This is a genomic window from Thalassospira sp. NFXS8, from assembly GCF_040148805.1.
Classification (GTDB): Bacteria; Pseudomonadota; Alphaproteobacteria; order Rhodospirillales; family Thalassospiraceae; genus Thalassospira.
Genome location: NZ_JAGEMF010000004.1, coordinates 334,261 through 351,409 on the forward strand (window position 1 = coordinate 334,261; position 17,149 = coordinate 351,409).

13 protein-coding genes and 3 tRNA genes are annotated in these 17,149 nt (G+C 52.5%); 11 read left to right on the forward strand and 5 right to left on the reverse strand.

Features of this window, described 5'->3' with window-relative positions; all coding sequences use genetic code 11:
• The first annotated feature begins 79 nt into the window (after window positions 1–79).
• Complete coding sequence (locus J4E05_RS20420) at window positions 80–1,783, forward strand: sensor domain-containing protein (protein ID WP_349599511.1); 1,704 nt, start codon at window positions 80–82, stop codon at window positions 1,781–1,783.
• 272 nt (window positions 1,784–2,055) lie between these two features.
• Here the strand turns inward: J4E05_RS20420 and glnA are convergent, their stop codons facing one another.
• Complete coding sequence (gene glnA, locus J4E05_RS20425) at window positions 2,056–3,465, reverse strand: type I glutamate--ammonia ligase (RefSeq protein ID WP_085595767.1); 1,410 nt, start codon at window positions 3,463–3,465, stop codon at window positions 2,056–2,058.
• Between the two features lie 63 nt (window positions 3,466–3,528).
• Window positions 3,529–3,867, reverse strand: a complete 339-nt coding sequence (locus J4E05_RS20430) for a P-II family nitrogen regulator (protein WP_007091888.1) — start codon at window positions 3,865–3,867, stop codon at window positions 3,529–3,531.
• A gap of 492 nt (window positions 3,868–4,359) precedes the next feature.
• Between J4E05_RS20430 and J4E05_RS20435 the strand changes: the two genes are divergently transcribed.
• Window positions 4,360–5,526, forward strand: a complete 1,167-nt coding sequence (locus J4E05_RS20435) for an aminotransferase (protein WP_349599516.1) — start codon at window positions 4,360–4,362, stop codon at window positions 5,524–5,526.
• Window positions 5,527–5,636: 110 nt separating this feature from the next.
• Here the strand turns inward: J4E05_RS20435 and J4E05_RS20440 are convergent, their stop codons facing one another.
• Window positions 5,637–6,641 carry a Gfo/Idh/MocA family protein gene (locus J4E05_RS20440; RefSeq protein WP_349599519.1) on the reverse strand — a complete coding sequence of 335 codons (1,005 nt, stop codon included), beginning with the start codon at window positions 6,639–6,641 and terminating at the stop codon, window positions 5,637–5,639.
• A 289-nt stretch (window positions 6,642–6,930) separates the two neighbouring features.
• On the opposite strand from J4E05_RS20440, the gene J4E05_RS20445 reads away from it, so the two are divergent.
• Together J4E05_RS20445 and pyrC are read left to right on the forward strand one after the other, a co-directional pair.
• Window positions 6,931–7,007, forward strand: a tRNA-His gene (locus tag J4E05_RS20445).
• A 184-nt stretch (window positions 7,008–7,191) separates the two neighbouring features.
• Window positions 7,192–8,238: a dihydroorotase gene (gene pyrC / locus J4E05_RS20450; RefSeq protein ID WP_349599521.1), complete on the forward strand. Its 1,047-nt coding sequence runs from the start codon at window positions 7,192–7,194 to the stop codon at window positions 8,236–8,238.
• 233 nt (window positions 8,239–8,471) lie between these two features.
• Here pyrC and J4E05_RS20455 read toward each other — a convergent pair whose 3' ends face one another.
• Both J4E05_RS20455 and J4E05_RS20460 read right to left on the reverse strand, forming a co-directional pair.
• On the reverse strand, window positions 8,472–9,359 hold the full coding sequence (locus tag J4E05_RS20455) for a putative metalloprotease CJM1_0395 family protein (protein WP_349599524.1): 888 nt from the start codon (window positions 9,357–9,359) through the stop codon (window positions 8,472–8,474).
• Between the two features lie 425 nt (window positions 9,360–9,784).
• Complete coding sequence (locus tag J4E05_RS20460; protein WP_085594958.1) at window positions 9,785–10,018, reverse strand: hypothetical protein; 234 nt, start codon at window positions 10,016–10,018, stop codon at window positions 9,785–9,787.
• Window positions 10,019–10,324: 306 nt separating this feature from the next.
• Here J4E05_RS20460 and J4E05_RS20465 point away from each other — a divergent pair, with 306 nt between their 5' ends.
• The 7 genes from J4E05_RS20465 (at window position 10,325) to J4E05_RS20495 (ending at window position 17,149) form a co-directional block, all read left to right on the forward strand.
• Window positions 10,325–11,251 carry a DMT family transporter gene (locus J4E05_RS20465; protein ID WP_349599527.1) on the forward strand — a complete coding sequence of 309 codons (927 nt, stop codon included), beginning with the start codon at window positions 10,325–10,327 and terminating at the stop codon, window positions 11,249–11,251.
• 219 nt (window positions 11,252–11,470) lie between these two features.
• The gene (gene gyrA, locus J4E05_RS20470) at window positions 11,471–14,230 is read left to right on the forward strand and encodes a DNA gyrase subunit A (protein ID WP_417844245.1); all 2,760 of its coding nucleotides are present in this window, start codon (window positions 11,471–11,473) and stop codon (window positions 14,228–14,230) included.
• Between the two features lie 14 nt (window positions 14,231–14,244).
• On the forward strand, window positions 14,245–14,772 hold the full coding sequence (gene coaD / locus J4E05_RS20475; RefSeq protein WP_085594952.1) for a pantetheine-phosphate adenylyltransferase: 528 nt from the start codon (window positions 14,245–14,247) through the stop codon (window positions 14,770–14,772).
• A gap of 67 nt (window positions 14,773–14,839) precedes the next feature.
• Window positions 14,840–15,370, forward strand: a complete 531-nt coding sequence (locus J4E05_RS20480; RefSeq protein WP_349599533.1) for a peptidylprolyl isomerase — start codon at window positions 14,840–14,842, stop codon at window positions 15,368–15,370.
• 165 nt (window positions 15,371–15,535) lie between these two features.
• Window positions 15,536–15,611, forward strand: a tRNA-Lys gene (locus tag J4E05_RS20485).
• 172 nt (window positions 15,612–15,783) lie between these two features.
• Window positions 15,784–15,859, forward strand: a tRNA-Lys gene (locus tag J4E05_RS20490).
• 378 nt (window positions 15,860–16,237) lie between these two features.
• Window positions 16,238–17,149, forward strand: coding sequence for a MotA/TolQ/ExbB proton channel family protein (locus J4E05_RS20495; RefSeq protein ID WP_349599536.1), 912 nt, complete (start codon window positions 16,238–16,240; stop codon window positions 17,147–17,149).

Below are 17,149 nucleotides of genomic sequence, written 5' to 3' on the forward strand. Positions count from 1 at the left end.
GCCGACAGGCCGCACCGGTCGTTTCATATTTATAATGTGTTTGAACAGGGAGTGCGCTTTAACCGGCGCTGTATGTGCATTGGCAATTAGTTCCGATATTGTTGCGACCGCAGCCCTGGGGCGAGACGGCATTATCTTTCTTTCAGCAAATGATTTGTCGGTTCAGCATGCAAATAACGTTGCGACAAAAATGCTTGAAAAACTGCTGCCAGGTTTGAAAACCGGAACAGCGTTAAAGCAGTTTTTGGCGCTGTTATCGCGTGAGGCGAACTTTACCGACAGTGACGGGGTTGAAGCGGTTCGCAAGGCATTACAGGAAATTGGCAAAACAGGGGAGCGCGATTTGCCCCCGTTCAGCGTTGGTGATGTACGAATTTCCTGGCGCAAAACCGATGGCCCTGCCGACCTGGTGGTTTTGCAGTTGCGTGATGTCACCCGCAGCGAGGCATTAGCGCGCGCCCTTACCGATCATAAGTTTTTTATTCAGCATTTGATCGATGCATTGCCGATTCCGATTTACGTTAAAAATATTGATGGGGTTATTAATCGCTGCAATTCGGCATTTTCCGATTTTATTGGTTGCAAACTTGATGCGGTACTGGGGCGCAAATCATCCGAGGTGACCCCGGCCATGCTGGATGCGACCATGAATAACAAGGAAAAGCCGCTTTTAGTGGCGGAAGGCAATGTACGCGACGAAATTAGTTTTGAACGCGAAGATGGCACAGCCAAAGCTGCCATCTTTGCGGCGTCGACCCTTAAAACGCCCAGTGGTGCCATTGGTGGCACCATTGGTTCGCTGATCGATATTACATCGCTTAAAAAAGCAGAGGCCGAGGTTGCCGGTGCGGCTGCCCGCCTGACGGACATTTTACAAAAAGCGCCGATTGGCGTTGGTATATCGGACCGGGAAACCGGGAAATTTCTGTTTTTTAACAAGACCTTTGTTGAATTGCTGGGGATTGAGACTGGTGACTCGCAAAATGTGGCTGAGGAAGATGTTGATCAGAAAGTTCCCTTGACCGATGCCACAGACAGCATTTTGCTGTCGGAGCGTTACCGCGAAAAAAGCCTGTTTGAAATGGATGCCATGGGGGAATTGCATGATGTGGAATTGCGCATTCGTCCAACCGGTGCAAAGGAAGCCCGCTGGCTTCGTACGTCGCTGGAACCCCTTCCGTTTGAAGGGCAGGAGGCCGTTTTATGGTGGGTTGCCGACATTACCAAACAGAAAATGGCCTCGCGCGAGTTGCAAAACAAAGCCAATAACGACGAATTGACCGGGCTTGCCAACCGTGCCCGCTTTATGCAGAAGCTAAACCATTGTGAATCGGTTTTACGGGGTACCGAGACCCCGGCGGCTGTATTTTTGCTGGATCTGGATGGTTTTAAACAGGTTAACGATACGCTGGGTCATGCGGCCGGGGACTGGGTGCTGGTTGAAACAGCGCGACGCTTGGTCCGAGTTGGTCGCCGGGCAGATGAAGTTGCCCGTCTGGGGGGCGACGAATTTACCATGGTCTTTGTCAATAAAGGCCGTGCTGCTGAAATGATTAAAATGGCAGATGAAATATTAAAAGCCCTGGCAGAACCTTATATTTGGGAAGGTAAAACCTGCCCGATTGGGGCGTCCATTGGCATATCGGTTTTTGATGGTGGTTTTTGCGATATGAGCGAGCAATTGCGCCGTGCCGACAAGGCGATGTACCAGGCGAAGCTGGCCGGGAAGGGGCAATATGCCCTGTATGACGCCGATGCCGACATTGATTTGCATGACGACTAGATCTAGCCGGTTTATACCCGTGTGATTGTGTTTGATCCGATGCCTGAAATTAAGGATAGCAACCCCGTATGCTATTGGCGTACGGGGTTTTGTTTTGGGTGTTTGCCCGGTGCGTTTATATCGGCTGTTGTTCGTTAGATAAAGGTTATCTGATAGATGCAGTATTACCGGACCAGCCGATTAAAATCGGGATGAGAGATCGAAAATGAAAAAAAACGCCCGGCAAAATGTTTGCCGGGCGTTTCAAATTCACAGGATAATTGAAGGATCAATTAGCCGCTGTAATACATGTCAAATTCGACCGGGTGCGGTGACTGTTCAAAACGGATGACTTCTTCCATTTTCAACTTGATGTACGCTTCGATCAAATCGTCGGTCATCACGTCGCCTTTTTTCAGGAACTCGCGGTCTTTATCAAGGCTTTCAAGGGCTTCACGCAGGGATGCGCAAACGGTCGGAACTTCTTTGAGTTCTTCCGGCGGAAGATCATAGAGGTTCTTGTCCATGGCTTCGCCCGGATGAATCTTGTTTTCGATACCGTCAAGGCCAGCCATCAACATGGCCGAGAATGCCAGGTACGGGTTGGCAAGTGCATCGGGGAAGCGGATTTCAACGCGTTTGCCCTTCGGCGACGCGGTGTAGGGGATACGGCAGGAAGCCGAACGGTTACGGGCAGAATATGCCAGCAGAACCGGTGCTTCAAAACCCGGAACCAGACGCTTGTAGCTGTTGGTGGTCGGGTTGGTGAAAGCGTTCAGCGCCTTGGCATGTTTGATAATGCCGCCGATGTAGTAAAGGGCCATGTCGGACAGATCAGCATAGCCGTTACCAGCAAACAAAGGCTTGCCTTCGTTCCAGATCGACTGGTGGGTGTGCATGCCAGAACCGTTATCGCCCCAAACCGGTTTCGGCATGAAGGTGGCGGTTTTGCCATACTGGTGTGCAACCATGTGGATGCAATATTTGTAGATCTGGATCGCGTCGGCATGTTCGATCAGGGTGCCGAAACCGATACCCAGTTCGTGCTGCGACGGTGCAACTTCGTGGTGGTGCTTTTCGCAACGCACACCCATTTCATTGATGTAGTTGACCATTTCAGCGCGGATGTCGTTGGCTGAGTCAACCGGCTGTACCGGGAAGTAACCGCCCTTCGGACCCGGGCGGTGGCCACGGTTGCCGCCTTCGAATTCGGTGCCGGTGTTATACGGACCTTCTTCGGAGTCAAGCTGGTAGCCCATGCCTTCGCCAGCGGTGGTCCAGCGAACGTCGTCAAACATGAAGAATTCAGGTTCTGCACCGAAGAATGCGGTGTCACCAATGCCGGCAGACTTCATGTATGCCAGTGCGCGTTTCGCGGTCGAACGCGGGCAACGTTCATAACCCTGGCCGGTGGCCGGTTCGATAACGTCGCAAACAACGATCAGGGTCGGCTGTGCGGTGAACGGGTCAACAACGGCGGTCGACGGATCGGGCATCAGAACCATGTCGGATTCGTTGATTTCTTTCCAGCCAGCGATGGACGAACCATCGAACATGATGCCGTCAACGAAAACGTCTTCGTCGATCGTGCAGATGTCCTGTGCGGTGTGCTGCCATTTACCTTTGGAATCGGTAAAGCGCAGATCCACAAACTGGATGCCTTTTTCTTTGATCAAATTAAGTACTGAAGCAGCGTCAGACATGATGCAACCCTTTAAAACTCAATAATATAGCGACCGTACAGCAAGCAGGGATGAAATGACCGATCAGATCGCGTCATTGCCCCGTTCGCCCGTACGGATACGGATCGCGTCCTCAAGCGAGGAAACGAAAATTTTACCATCGCCGATCCGGCCGGTATGCGCAGCCTGTTGGATCGCTTCAATCGCACGCTCAACCAGCGTGTCTTCGACAACAATTTCCAACTTCACCTTTGGCAGGAAGTCGACCACATATTCAGCACCACGGTAAAGTTCCGTGTGACCTTTTTGACGGCCAAAGCCCTTGGCTTCGGTGACGGTAATCCCTTTAAGGCCGATCTCCTGAAGGGCCTCTTTAACCTCGTCAAGCTTGAATGGCTTGATGATGGCTTCAATCTTTTTCATTAAGCGCCCTCTGCTTTGTGCGAGAGTTGCGATGAACTCGGTCAATGTGGTTAGCACGGCGCGTGCCAGTTTTAAGCTCCCGTCGCCGAGTGCCGATATTCTAGGGAGTCTTATGTCGAAAACCTAGAAAAACCCACCCGTTAATATGGAAATTTTCCAGGATGCTGATCGTAAATTAGGCATTTTGTATAAAATTTATGCAAAATGGCAATATTGGCTTAGCGTTTTGGAAAATTTGTAAAAAACCGTGCCGACAAATTACACCGCAACGCAAACAATCGCCGCTTCGGGGGCCGATATTGGCTTATTCGATTCTATTTTTGTGCATGATCGTCATTTTATTGTTTTGCGGTTGCGTCATGCTGGTCATTGCGGGGCTGGCATGGCAAAAACATATCATCAGGATGGTATTGCCTGCATCAGCGGAGATGACCTGCACGGATGCAGCAATAGCGGATATACGCATAAAGACAGATAAAAGGACGGTTCACGATGTCGGATTTTATTGGCAATCCCTTGTTTGCATCGGGCGGTATTACAATTTTCGAGGTCATGAGTGGCCTGGCGCGCAAACATAACGCCATTAATCTGGGGCAGGGGGCGCCCGATACCGATGGCCCGGCCGATATCCGTCAGGCCGCCGCAGATGCGACGATGAACTTGTCAAACCAGTATCCGTCCATGATGGGCATTCCTGAACTGCGCGAAGCGGTCGCACGCCATAATCAGCGTTTTTACGGGCTTGATGTGGATGCCCAAAGCGAAGTGATGGTTACCGCAGGGGCGACTGAAGCCCTGGCAAATGCCATTTTGGGTTTGGTTGCACCTGGGGATGAAGTGGTGTTGATTGAGCCGCTTTATGACAGTTATTTGCCAATTGTGAAGTTGGCCGGTGGTATTCCCCAGCTGGTACGTGTAACGCCGCCCCATTGGGAATTACCGCGCGATGAACTCGCCGCGGCCTTTTCTGATAAAACCAAACTGGTGCTGATCAATTCGCCAATGAACCCTTGTTCAAAGGTGTTTAGTGACGATGAATTACAGTTTTTATCGGAACTGGTGATCAAGCACGATGCCTATGCCCTGTGTGACGAGGTTTATGAACATCTGGTCTTTGACGGGCGCAAGCACCGCCCATTGATGACTTTTCCTGGCATGCGTGATCGGTGTGTACGTATTGGTTCAGCTGGCAAGACGTTTTCGCTGACGGGCTGGAAGGTGGGCTATATTACGGCCTGTCCCAAATTGCTGGAGCCAATTGCAAAGGCCCACCAGTATCTGGTTTTCACCACAGCCCCTAATTTGCAACATGGCGTGGCCTATGGCCTTAATCAGGATGACAGCTATTTTAACGGTTTTACCGCCGTTATGGAAAACAAGCGTGATTACCTGATGAAAGGATTGCGCGAAGTTGGCTTTGATGTGCTGGACTCCCAGGGGACGTATTTTATCACCTGCGATTTCCGTCCGCTGGGCTTTGAAGGCGATGATGAAGCGTTTTGCCAGTACTTGATCGAAAAGGTCGGCGTTGTTGCCATTCCGGTATCGGCTTTTTATCAGCAAGGCGATGTTCGCCATTTTGTGCGTTTTTGTTTCTGCAAGCGCGAGGAAATGATGGAAGAAGCGATCGAGAGAATGAAAAAGGTTTTTGTCGCCTAGTGATGCCGTAAGGTCGGCATATCGAGTTGCAATTAACGCAATAAAAAAGAGGGCATCGTTTTGGGGCGATGTCCTCTTTTTATTATGTGGGGCAACCAGGCCACAGATGTTTATTTCTGGTCAACCATTTCCCAGCTTCCGGTGCGGGCCGAGCGCGCCAGACCGTCCAGAATTTTCATATTGGCGATGGCATCTTCAATCGGGTAATCGACCTCGATCTCGCCGTTGAAAATGGCGGTCGCGGTTTCACCCTGCAAGGTATAGTGATTGCAGATCGGAAAAGTGATTTCGCGGGCTTCGCCAAAGCCAGGCTGTTTTTGGGTGCCAACGCGGATAAGGGCGGGGTTTTCCGGTACCGGGTTAAACGGCATGACAATTTCAATGCGTCCCTCGGTGCCCAGAATATGAACCCGCTGAACGGCGGCTGATTGTGTGCCGCAAACAAAGCTGGCCTGAACGCCGCTACCAAAATCCAGCATGCCTGAAACCAGCCGGTCAGTGCCAAATTTGGGGTCTTTATCCATCAGGGATACCACCCGGACAGGTTCACGCCCGGTAATGTAACGAGGGCCGATAATGCAGTAACACCCGATATCAAGCAGCCCGCCGCCGCCGATATCCTTTTTGTTGCGCACATTGCCGGGGTCGGTGTTGTGGTAGGTGAAAATGCTTTGAACGGCGGTTAAATCGCCGATCTGGCCGCTGGTTACCAATTCCTGTGCATGTTGCCATTGCGGATGATGGCGCACCATAAAGGCTTCCAAAACCTGCTTGCCGCTTTTATCCCGGGCATCAATCAGGCGCTGCGCATCTTCGGTATCCATACCAATCGGCTTTTCGCACAAAACGTGCTTGCCAGCTTCCAGTGCCTTGATCGTCCATTCAACATGCAAATGGTTGGGCAGGGGGTTATACACCGCCTCGATCGACGGATCGGCCAGCAGTTCTTCATAGGAACCATAGGCGCGTGGAATGCGCAGGTTTTCGGCAACCTCGCGGGTTTTTTCCAAATCACGTCCGGCAATGGCCAGAATTTCCAGCTTGTCGCTTTGCTGCATGGCCGGAATAACTTTGGTGGTGCCAATATTGGCTGTGCTGATCACGCCCCACTTCATCGGATTCTCCGTTTCCTTATCCTGTCCGGTCGCGTGTACCCAAATCGGTGTACGCCGGATTCATGATATTGCGTTGACTTAATTGTTCCCATTCTGCCCCGATGCAAGTGAAATATGTGAGGGAAAAAAGCACGGCGGTGAAAAGCATTGGTTCTGCCATGCGTTTTAACCGGCTTAAAATCGCGCTGAAAGGCGGTTTGCAGGTATCATTTAGGGCAGTGATGAAAAAAAGTCGAAATCTCCGCTTGACGTACCCTGTCCCCGGCGATAAAAACCGCGCCACACGATGGCGGGTGTAGCTCAGTCGGTTAGAGCGCCAGATTGTGGCTCTGGAGGTCGTGGGTTCGATCCCCATCATTCGCCCCATTGTGAAAAGGTCAGGCTTAACAGCCTGGCCTTTTTCGTTTTCCGGCCTTTTCCATCGCGAAAATACCGGGCAGGTAATGTTTGCAATTCCCAAAAAATGGTTGATCTGGTACTCAAGGCCCCTGCACCAAACAGGGCCTGTTGGCCCCATTGCGCACGTGTTTGCATTTTCAGGAGGTCCCACATGTCAGCTAGCCGCGTTACTATCCGTCGACCTGATGACTGGCACCTGCATTTGCGCGATGGCGATATGTTGCGTGCCGTGCTGCCTGAAACCAGCGCGCATTTTGGTCGTGCCATTATTATGCCCAATCTGGTGCCGCCGGTTCTGACGCGCGATGACGCCATTGCCTATCGCAACCGTATTGTCGAGGCGACCCCCGCCGGCCATGAATTTACCCCGTTAATGACCCTGTATTTGACCGAAGGAACCGACCCCGATGATGTCGAGGCGGCATATCGCGATGGTGTTATCCAGGCGTTAAAGCTGTATCCTGCCGGGGCGACGACCAATTCGGCCAGCGGTGTGCGTGATTTTGAAAAAGCGATGCCAGTGCTTGAGCGTATGGCAAAGCTGGGCATCCCGCTATGTGTTCACGGCGAAGTCACCGATGCTGACATTGATATTTTTGATCGCGAAGCTGTGTTCATTGATCGCATTCTTGCCCCGCTGCGCAAGCGCCTGCCGGAACTGCGCATTATTATGGAGCATATCACCACCCGGGACGGTGTTGATTTTGTAAAGTCGAACGACACGAATTTTGCCGCCACTATCACCACCCACCACCTGATCATTAACCGCAATGCGATTTTGGTGGGCGGTATTCACCCGCATTATTATTGCCTGCCAGTGGCAAAGCGCGAAAAGCATAGGTTGGCGTTGCGCGAAGCGGCAACATCGGGCGATGCGCGCTTTTTCCTGGGGACGGATTCAGCCCCGCATACCGATGCCCACAAGGAAAGCCCGTGTGGCTGTGCCGGTATTTTTACCGCCAATAATACGGTGCAATTGCTGGCGCATGTGTTTGAAGAGGAAAATGCGCTCGACAAGCTCGAAGCCTTTGCCTCGCTTAATGGCCCGTCTTTTTACGGTTTGCCAGTAAATGATGCGAGCATCACCCTTGAAAAACGGGATGAACCTGCCAGTTTTGCTGATAAAATCAACACGGCTGAGGGTTTGGTAACGGTGTTTGATCCTGGCTATCCGGTATATTGGCATTATGCCAAATAAGGTGTCGGATGATGGGGGTGGCTTGTCTGCGCTGCCTGTCCCTGTGATTTAACATTTTAAGGTTTGCTAAAAAACGCCTGCTTATGCGGGCGTTTTTTATGTCGCTCAGGTGGTAATGCCAGGCAAATAGGGGCGACACAGGCGTGGTTTAGTCGCAACCCTTCCATGCCATCTGCTACGGGTGCCAATGGCGGCCCCTGATATCGGTTAAATCGCAATGATCAGAAAGAAAATCAGGCAACCAGACCGGATGTTTTTTGCTGCTGGCTAAACAGCATTGCCGTGGTCTGGTTATAGGACTGGCTGGCCGTCTGTTGCTGATGGCTTATCATTTGGCTTATATTTGCGGATGATCCGTTCTGAGCGGAGAAATCGGCTGTTGATGTGCCAACGGATGCTGCATTTCCGATGGCAACCTGATTGGCAATTGCCTGGATGCCCGTCAGGCCGCGAAGCGGCTGGATCGTTACATGCCCGCCTTCTGCATATAGGCGTCCATCCGGGCCAACGGTGTAGTTATAGCTGATCATGCCGGCATTGGCGCCGGCCAGGGCCTTGTGGCTGTTCTCTTCGGCCCGCACGGCGGCGTCACGATCTTGCAAGCGTTGAACATGGTCCCGGGCGCCGGGGCTTAATGTGTCCGGGGCGCCGTCAGGGGCAGGTGTGCTTCGGGCTTGAGGTGTTTCAGACCTGTTTTCTTTGGCCGAGCCAGGTAATTCTGTTGCGGTTGCTCCGCTGCCCGGCAAGCTGCGCGGGTCAACCTGCTGGACGACGGTAATGGTGGCAGCTGAAATGGCCGGGGCAGGGCGGGCTTGCGCCACGGGGGCTGGTGCGGGTGCCCCGGCCACCAGCGTTGTCCCGTCAGATGTGCCAGATTGCCCTGATTGCGCACGCAGACCTTGCGTCGCGCCGGGTGCTGCGGGTGGCAATTGTTTGCTGGCCGGGCTGGTGATCGGAACAAGCGAGACAGCGGCCATGCGGCGCGGCAACAAACCACCCTGGGACGTGCCCCCGCTGGAGGCTCCCTGGCTTTCGGTGCTGGCAAGACCATTCATGGCGACAACTTCGCCAATCTTGCCGCCGCTCCCTGGTATGGTTTGAATGCTGCCTATTGATGTCATGATCGCAAGTATACCAAAATCGCTGGTTGATGCCAGTTTTTGTCAATACGTATCAATGCGCATGATGGAATGGTTGTAATTGTGCCTGTAAAACAGGCAATTCTCTCAAAACAGCATGTTTCAATGGCGTGTGACACCGAAAATGACAAGCTGAACGTGCATGTCGGCCTTTTCTCCGCTCAGAAACGCCGCAGGCGATTGGCGTTGCGAAAAATCGCGGTTATCGAGTCTGTCGGGAACAGATCGACAATGCGGTTCCATTTGGTGCCGCATTGTCCGTTTTGTATTCAAAGATTCTGGTGCAGGATAACGGATTTCGTCCATGAAGCTAGGCAGCGCATGTCGCATTCCGGCATTGATGATGGATCATGTGCCGGCTGTTGACCCGGTTATGCTCCGGCCTTTTCAAACGGCAGGAAGGGTTTTCAGGCTGCTGTTTTGGGGGCGATGGCGGGCATGGATTGATGCGCCCATGCCTGGGTAAGGGAGGGCTGCATGCGTTTGGAAGAATGTGTCATACCAAATTCACGCGCCTCGGCCACCTGTGCCAGTGTTTTTCGCACGTCTTTTTCGGTAATGCCGTCATAGGCCATGAGGGTCCGTACAATCGGGTCTGCCAACATTTCATCAATGCTCAGTTCATGATCGACATAGCTCATCTTCTTGCTCGCTCTGTTTTTTTGCTCTGTTCTTATTTAACGCAATTGACAATCATTATCAATAACTCGATTGCGCACCTGTCCCTGATTTAATGCCAGGGTTGTATCGGATCACAGTTTCTAACGCCGGCATTTTTCACTTTGGCCTGCACTGTCTTTGAGTTGTGTAGCACAATATGTGTTTCTATTTTGTTGATCTTTCTCAAGATAATCGGTAACGCAAAGTCTTTGATAATGTTCCCGCCGGATAGATGTGTGGAACAAAGCCATATGCACCAATGATTATGGCGATAATAGGCGGGAAACATGACACGTCCGGGACTGCTTGATTACTTTTTGTTGATATTGCTGGCCCTGATGTGGGGGAGTTCATTTGCCTTTATCAAATTGGGCGTTCACGCCTACTCACCGCTGATTGTTGCGGCAGGGCGCATTACCCTGGGTGCGGTGGTTTTATGGCTGATTGTGTTGTTGCGTCAAAGCGGCCTTCCGCGCGGGAAAACCGCCTGGGTATCGGCATTTTTGTGCGGTATTTTAGGAAATGCAGTACCGTTTTTCCTGATTAGCATGGGAGAAACCCGGATAAATGCCGGTCTGGCCGCCATTTTGATGTCTGTTGTGCCGTTAACAACCGTGGTGCTGGGGCATTTTGTGACCCGGGATGAAAAACTGACGCCGGGCAAGGTGGCGGGGCTTGTTTTGGGGACATGCGGGGTGATTGTTCTGGTCGGGCCGGAAACCCTGAGCGGGCTGGGAGGGGATTTGCCCTATCAGCTGGCGGTTTTGATGGCGGCGATTTGTTACGCCGTCTCGTCGTTAATTGCGCGAAACCTGCGTGATCAACCCCGTGCCGGGTCGGCTGCGGTTATTTTAACTTTTGCATCGCTGTCGATTGCGCCGGTTGCCTTGCTGGTTGACCAGCCCTGGGCGATGGCATGGTCGGCACAGGGGGCGCTTGCCATTATCTATCTGGGGCTGGTGCCTACCGGGCTTGCGATGTTTTTGCTGTTGTTAATGGTGGCGCGCGCAGGGGCGGGGTTTGTTGCCTTTAATAACTATCTGGTGCCGGCTGTCGGGGTGGTGGTTAGTCTGGTTGTGCTGGGTGAAATTCCGGCACCCAGCACATTGCTGGCGATGGTGATCATTCTGGCGGGCATTGCGGCGGCCAATATCCGCTTTGGCGGGCGAAAAAATGCTCTGCCAATTGTACATGTAATGACAAAAAAGGACTGAAAACCCGGCCTGTCATGATTTGGCAGAAAAGGTGCTGCGTCATATGTTGTTTGTGCGCGGTAAACCTGATACTTTCCGCGCTGAATGGCTTGCTGTGCAGATGCACGGAGGCCTCATTGATTCTTTTTTGATTAAGCGTTTAAGAGGTTACGGCCTTTGTCCTCCGAAGTGTCAAGCACTGCCAACCGCGATATTTTCCCGGTTTCCATCGAAAGCGAAATGCGCCGCAGTTATCTTGATTACGCGATGAGCGTGATCGTTAGCCGTGCGTTGCCCGATGTTCGTGACGGGTTGAAGCCTGTTCATCGTCGTATTCTTTATGCGATGCATGAAAACGGTTTTGACTGGAACAAACCGTTTCGTAAATCGGCGCGTGTCGTCGGGGACGTGATGGGTAAATATCACCCGCATGGCGATAGTGCGATTTACGATGCCATGGTCCGTATGGCGCAGCATTTTTCCATGCGCCTGCAACAAATTGACGGGCAGGGTAACTTTGGCTCGATGGATGGCGATAAAGCCGCCGCCATGCGTTACACCGAAGCCCGCCTGGCCAAGGCCGCCCACTTCCTGCTCGATGATATCGACAAGGATACCATCGATTTCAAAGCCAACTATGACGAAACCACCAAGGAGCCGTCGGTATTACCGGCGCGTTATCCCAATATGCTGGTCAACGGGGCTGGTGGTATTGCGGTGGGCATGGCAACCAACATTCCGCCCCATAACCTGGGTGAAGTGATTGATGGCTGCATGGCGGTCATTGATAACCCCGATATTACGGTTGAAGGGTTGATGGAATTTGTTTCCGGCCCGGATTTTCCCACCGGCGGGCTTATTCTTGGCCGTTCAGGCATTCATTCCGCATTCCGTACCGGGCGTGGTTCGGTTGTGATGCGTGCACGCACCCATTTTGAAGAAATCCGTGCCAACCGCGAAGCCATTATTGTTACCGAAGTTCCCTATCAGGTGAACAAGGCCACATTGATGGAAAAAATCGCTGATCTGGTGCGCGACAAAAAACTGGAAGGAATTTCCGACCTTCGTGATGAGTCGGACCGTTCCGGTGTGCGGATGGTGATCGAGCTTAAGCGTGATGCGGTTGCCGATGTGGTTTTGAACCAGTTGTTCCGCTTTACGGCGTTGCAAACATCGTTTGGCGTTAACATGCTGGCCCTTAACCGGGGCAAGCCGGAACTGATGAACCTGAAAGAAATTATTCAGGCGTTTGTCGAATTCCGTGAAGAAGTGATTACACGGCGTACCATTCATTTGCTGAAAAAAGCACGTGATCGCGCCCATGTGGTGGTGGGTCTTGGCATTGCTGTTGCCAATATCGACGACGTTATTCGTCTGATTCGCAACGCAGCAGACCCGGCAATTGCCCGCGAACAGTTGATGGCAAAAAGCTGGCCTGCCGGTGATATTGTTCCGTTGATCGAACTGATTGCCGACCCGCATCAGGTGGGATCGGAAGACGGTAATTACCGTTTGTCCGAAGCCCAGGCACGCGCCATTCTGGAACTGCGTCTGCATCGCCTGACTGGTCTGGAACGCGACAAAATCGCTGGTGAATTGACCGAACTTGGCGAAAAGATCAAAGATTTCCTCGATATTCTGGGGTCACGCGAACGCAAGCTGACCATTCTGAAAGACGAACTCACGGAAATGCGCAATGAATTTGCCGATCCGCGTCGTTCAGAAATTATCGAAGGCGATTTTGAACACGACATTGAAGACCTGATCGCTCGCGAAGACATGGTGGTTACGGTATCGCATACCGGTTATATCCAGCGTGTGCCGTTATCGACCTATCGTGCGCAGCGTCGTGGCGGCAAGGGCCGTTCGGGCATGGCCACCCGCGAGGAAGACTTTGTTTCCAAGTTGTTCGTGGCCAATACCCATACCCCGGTGTTGTTCTTTAGCTCGCTGGGTATGGTCTATAAAATGAAGGTTTGGCGGTTGCCGCTGGGCACGCCGCAATCGCGCGGCAAGGCTCTGGTTAACTTGCTGCCTTTGTCCGAGGGCGAACATATCACCACCGTTCTGCCGTTGCCTGACGAGGAAGAATGGCCAAACCTGCACATTATGTTTGCCACCTCGACCGGTAACGTGCGGCGTAACAGCCTGGCAGACTTTGTGAATGTGAAGGCAAATGGCAAAATCGCCATGAAGCTGGAAGAAGACCGGGGCGACAGCCTGATTGCGGTTCAAACCTGCACGGATGAGGATGATATTTTCCTGACCACACGTCAGGGCAAGTGCATTCGTTTCCGGGTAGCTGATGTACGTGTGTTTACCGGTCGTAATTCGGTGGGCGTGCGCGGTATTCGTCTGGCTGACGGTGATGACGTTATTGCGATGTCGGTTTTGTGGGGCTCACATGCCAGCATGGAAGAACGCAGTGAATATCTGTCGATTGCCAGCAAGCTGCGCCGTGAAGAACTCGGTGTTGACGACGCGCTGCCGCTCGAAGTGCTGAGCCAGGAACGTTATGACGAATTGCTGTCGGGCGATCAGCTTATTCTGTCGGTGACCGAAAACGGCTATGGCAAGCGGACTTCATCTTATGAATACCGGGTGACCGGGCGTGGCGGTCAGGGCTTTGCCAATATCGACATGTCTGAACGAAATGGTCTGGTTGCGGCATCCTTCGTGATCGAGGAAGGTGACGAGTTGATGATGGTCACCAATGGTGGCAAGGTCATTCGGATGCCAACCCATGATATTCGTATTGCCGGGCGGAAGACGCAGGGGGTTACCCTGTTCCGTACTGCCGAAGACGAACAGGTTGTTGCTGTTGAACGCCTTAGCAACCTTGGCGAAACCGCCGGGGATGATGAAGAAGGCGTTGAAGGCGAAACCGTGATTGCTGCCGATGAAACCGTTGTTTTGCCAGATGTTGACGGTGAAACCGGGAATGCCGGTGACAGTGACGGCAATGCTGGTGATGACACTGATGGTTCTATAAACGGGTAACTGGAAAGGGACCGATGGCACATACGACAATCGATCCTAATCGTGTCGGGATTTATCCCGGCACGTTCGACCCGGTTACACAGGGCCATATGGATATTATTCGTCGGGCCACCCGCATTGTTGACCGCCTGATTGTGGGTGTTGCTGTCAATGCGGGCAAAGGGCCGATGTTTTCGGTCGAAGAACGTTGTGAACTGGTGCGCGAATCCTTGAAAGCTGCGGGGGGCGAAGTTGCCGCCCGCACCGAGGTTAAACCTTTTGGCTCGCTTTTGATGCATTTTGCCAAGGAAAACCAGTCATCCGTGATCGTGCGCGGGTTGCGTGCGGTTTCGGACTTTGAATATGAATTCCAGATGGCAGGCATGAATGCGCGCCTGGCACCGGATATTGAAACCGTGTTTCTTATGGCGTCGGACAAACAACAGTTTGTGTCGTCGCGTTTTGTCAAGGAAATCGCCCGGTTGGGCGGTTCCGTAACCGAATTTGTGCCAGCCAACGTGTTGCAGGCTTTGCAAGCAAAGCTGGCGCAAGAAAAGGAATAGGTTGCATAAAGTCATGCGTCTGCTTCGTTTTCTTTCTCTTGTTATTCTTTCTTTGGGAATCTTTACCATGTCGAACGGTGGAATCGGCGCAGCACACGCGCAGACGACGGATGCGGCCACGCTTGACCCTGAAAACACCCTTTATCTTGATCTTAAGGACGGCCGTGTCGTTATTCAGATGCGCCCGGACCTGGCACCGAAAACCGTTGCCCGGATTAAGGAACTGGTACGGGACGGGTTTTACGATGGGCTGGTTTTCCATCGTGTGATTGACGGTTTTATGGCCCAGACCGGTGATCCCAAAGGGGACGGCACCGGTGGATCGGGCCAAAAACTGCCGGCGGAATTTTCTGATGCGCATCACGGGCGCGGAACCGTTTCAATGGCCCGTGCTGCCGATCCGAACAGTGCTGATTCGCAATTTTTCATCTGCTTTGCCGATGCTCCGCATCTTGATGGTCAATATACAATCTGGGGCCAGGTGGTTTCAGGCATGGAATATGTTGATAACATCAAAAAGGGTGCGCCCTGGGCCAATGGCCGCGTTGCAGACCCCGACAAGATTGTTAAAATGCAAATTGCTGCTGACGCGCAATAAGCGCGAATTTGGTCACACAAATTCAATCGAAAGCCGCCTCATTTGGGGCGGCTTTCTGCTTTTTGGGCCTAAAATTCAACGAATGTGAAAAAACTGTCAGAAATCGGCAAATGAAAGGTTGACCGGGTGGGGGCATCCCTTTAAAACGCCGTTCAACAACGTTGTGGGCCCGTAGCTCAGTTGGTAGAGCAATTGACTTTTAATCAATTGGCCACAGGTTCGAATCCTGTCGGGCTCACCAATAAACCCCTGAAACCTTCCGGTTTCGGGGGTTTATTTTTTTCAGCCGCCAGCGTGGTTTTGGGCCCGAATGGTGGTTCTGAAAAATGATATTCACCTAAATTGAAATTTTATCAAAATCAGGGCTTGACCCATCGGTGATCCCGCTTTAAAACGCCGCTCACCAAGACGTTGGGCCCGTAGCTCAGTTGGTAGAGCAATTGACTTTTAATCAATTGGCCACAGGTTCGAATCCTGTCGGGCTCACCAATAAACCCCTGAAACCTTTCGGTTTCGGGGGTTTATTTTTTTTCCGTATTTTCTGCCGTCAGATGACGCCAACATTATTAATCGAAACCGATCAATCATGCCTGGTCGGCGGGGCGGCCTATTAAGCATTTGCCGATCGCTTCACAAACCGCGCGACATGGCGCACCTGACCAAACTTTCCTAAGGCATTTTCATAGACTGTGGGTCTGACGGGGAGTAAAGGGTGATGGTGCGTTGCAAAAAATGTAGCTGTTCTGATAGTGTCGATACATAGTTAAGATTGCATCGCAGAGGCATTTGCAGTAATGAATGCAAATCATTTTCAATAGCGAATATGCAGCGCATGCGCTGTACTGTGTGATCAGGATCGGAAGTCCCATGCCAGACAATATTGTTCCCGCCGTAACCGATAGTGCGCAAGCCGCTGCCTCTGGTGGCGCAGGAGCCGTTGACACTGTGGCACAAGCGACGCAGGGTGGCGGTGTTGTAGACCCGACCACGTTGACACAAGGGGCTGTTGACGGGGCAATGAACGCTGACCAGATGGCCGACGCGGCCTTGCAAGGCGGAACAACCGTTGCTCATTCGGGCTGGGTGCCTGATGCAATTGCATCTTTGCCGGTATTTGATCTGGTGGACCGCGCGGGCATTGTGGGTTGGGTACTGGCGGCGATGGCGCTGGTCGGGCTGATGATGTTTTTCTATAAAATGGTTGGTTTCATTCGCCGCGGGCTATTTGCCGATGGTTTTGTGAGCGAGCTAGAGCGTCATCTGGTAGCTGGCGATGACCAAAAGGCTGCGGCCTTACTGGCCCGCCGCCGTCATCCGGCCGCTGAGATTGGCCGGTTTGGCATGTCCTTGCCGGTGGGCGATGGCGATAGCCGTGAATCGGCATCGGATTTGATTGCATCGCGCGCACATAAGGAAATTGACGGTCTTAATGGTGGTTTGCGCCTGATGGCGGCCATTGCGGTGTTAAGCCCGCTTTTGGGACTTTTGGGCACTGTGATGGGCATGATCAATGCGTTTCAGCAAATGGAGGGGGCCGGCAGCCGGATTGACCCGTCGGTTCTTTCCGGCGGGATCTGGCTGGCATTGTTAACAACGGCTATTGGCTTGGTTGTGGCGATTCCGGCAACGGCCGTTCATATGTGGATGCAGGGCATTATCAGCCGTGCGGCCGCCATTACCGAAGAAGTTTGTACCCTGATTGTCAATCGCGGCGAATTGGCCGGGCGTGATGCCCGCGAAGCGGCCAATATCACGCGTTTACGTCACGCTGCGGAATAA

Coding starts and splice junctions, on each gene's coding strand:
- J4E05_RS20480 (WP_349599533.1), top strand. CDS start 14,840: ATGTCGAACGGTGGAATCGGCGCAGCACACGCGCAGACGACGGATGCG.
- J4E05_RS20435 (WP_349599516.1), top strand. CDS start 4,360: ATGTCGGATTTTATTGGCAATCCCTTGTTTGCATCGGGCGGTATTACA.
- glnA (WP_085595767.1), bottom strand. CDS start 3,465: ATGTCTGACGCTGCTTCAGTACTTAATTTGATCAAAGAAAAAGGCATC.
- J4E05_RS20495 (WP_349599536.1), top strand. CDS start 16,238: ATGCCAGACAATATTGTTCCCGCCGTAACCGATAGTGCGCAAGCCGCT.
- pyrC (WP_349599521.1), top strand. CDS start 7,192: ATGTCAGCTAGCCGCGTTACTATCCGTCGACCTGATGACTGGCACCTG.
- coaD (WP_085594952.1), top strand. CDS start 14,245: ATGGCACATACGACAATCGATCCTAATCGTGTCGGGATTTATCCCGGC.
- J4E05_RS20465 (WP_349599527.1), top strand. CDS start 10,325: ATGACACGTCCGGGACTGCTTGATTACTTTTTGTTGATATTGCTGGCC.
- J4E05_RS20455 (WP_349599524.1), bottom strand. CDS start 9,359: ATGACATCAATAGGCAGCATTCAAACCATACCAGGGAGCGGCGGCAAG.
- J4E05_RS20430 (WP_007091888.1), bottom strand. CDS start 3,867: ATGAAAAAGATTGAAGCCATCATCAAGCCATTCAAGCTTGACGAGGTT.
- J4E05_RS20460 (WP_085594958.1), bottom strand. CDS start 10,018: ATGAGCTATGTCGATCATGAACTGAGCATTGATGAAATGTTGGCAGAC.
- gyrA (WP_417844245.1), top strand. CDS start 11,471: ATGCGCCGCAGTTATCTTGATTACGCGATGAGCGTGATCGTTAGCCGT.
- J4E05_RS20440 (WP_349599519.1), bottom strand. CDS start 6,641: ATGAAGTGGGGCGTGATCAGCACAGCCAATATTGGCACCACCAAAGTT.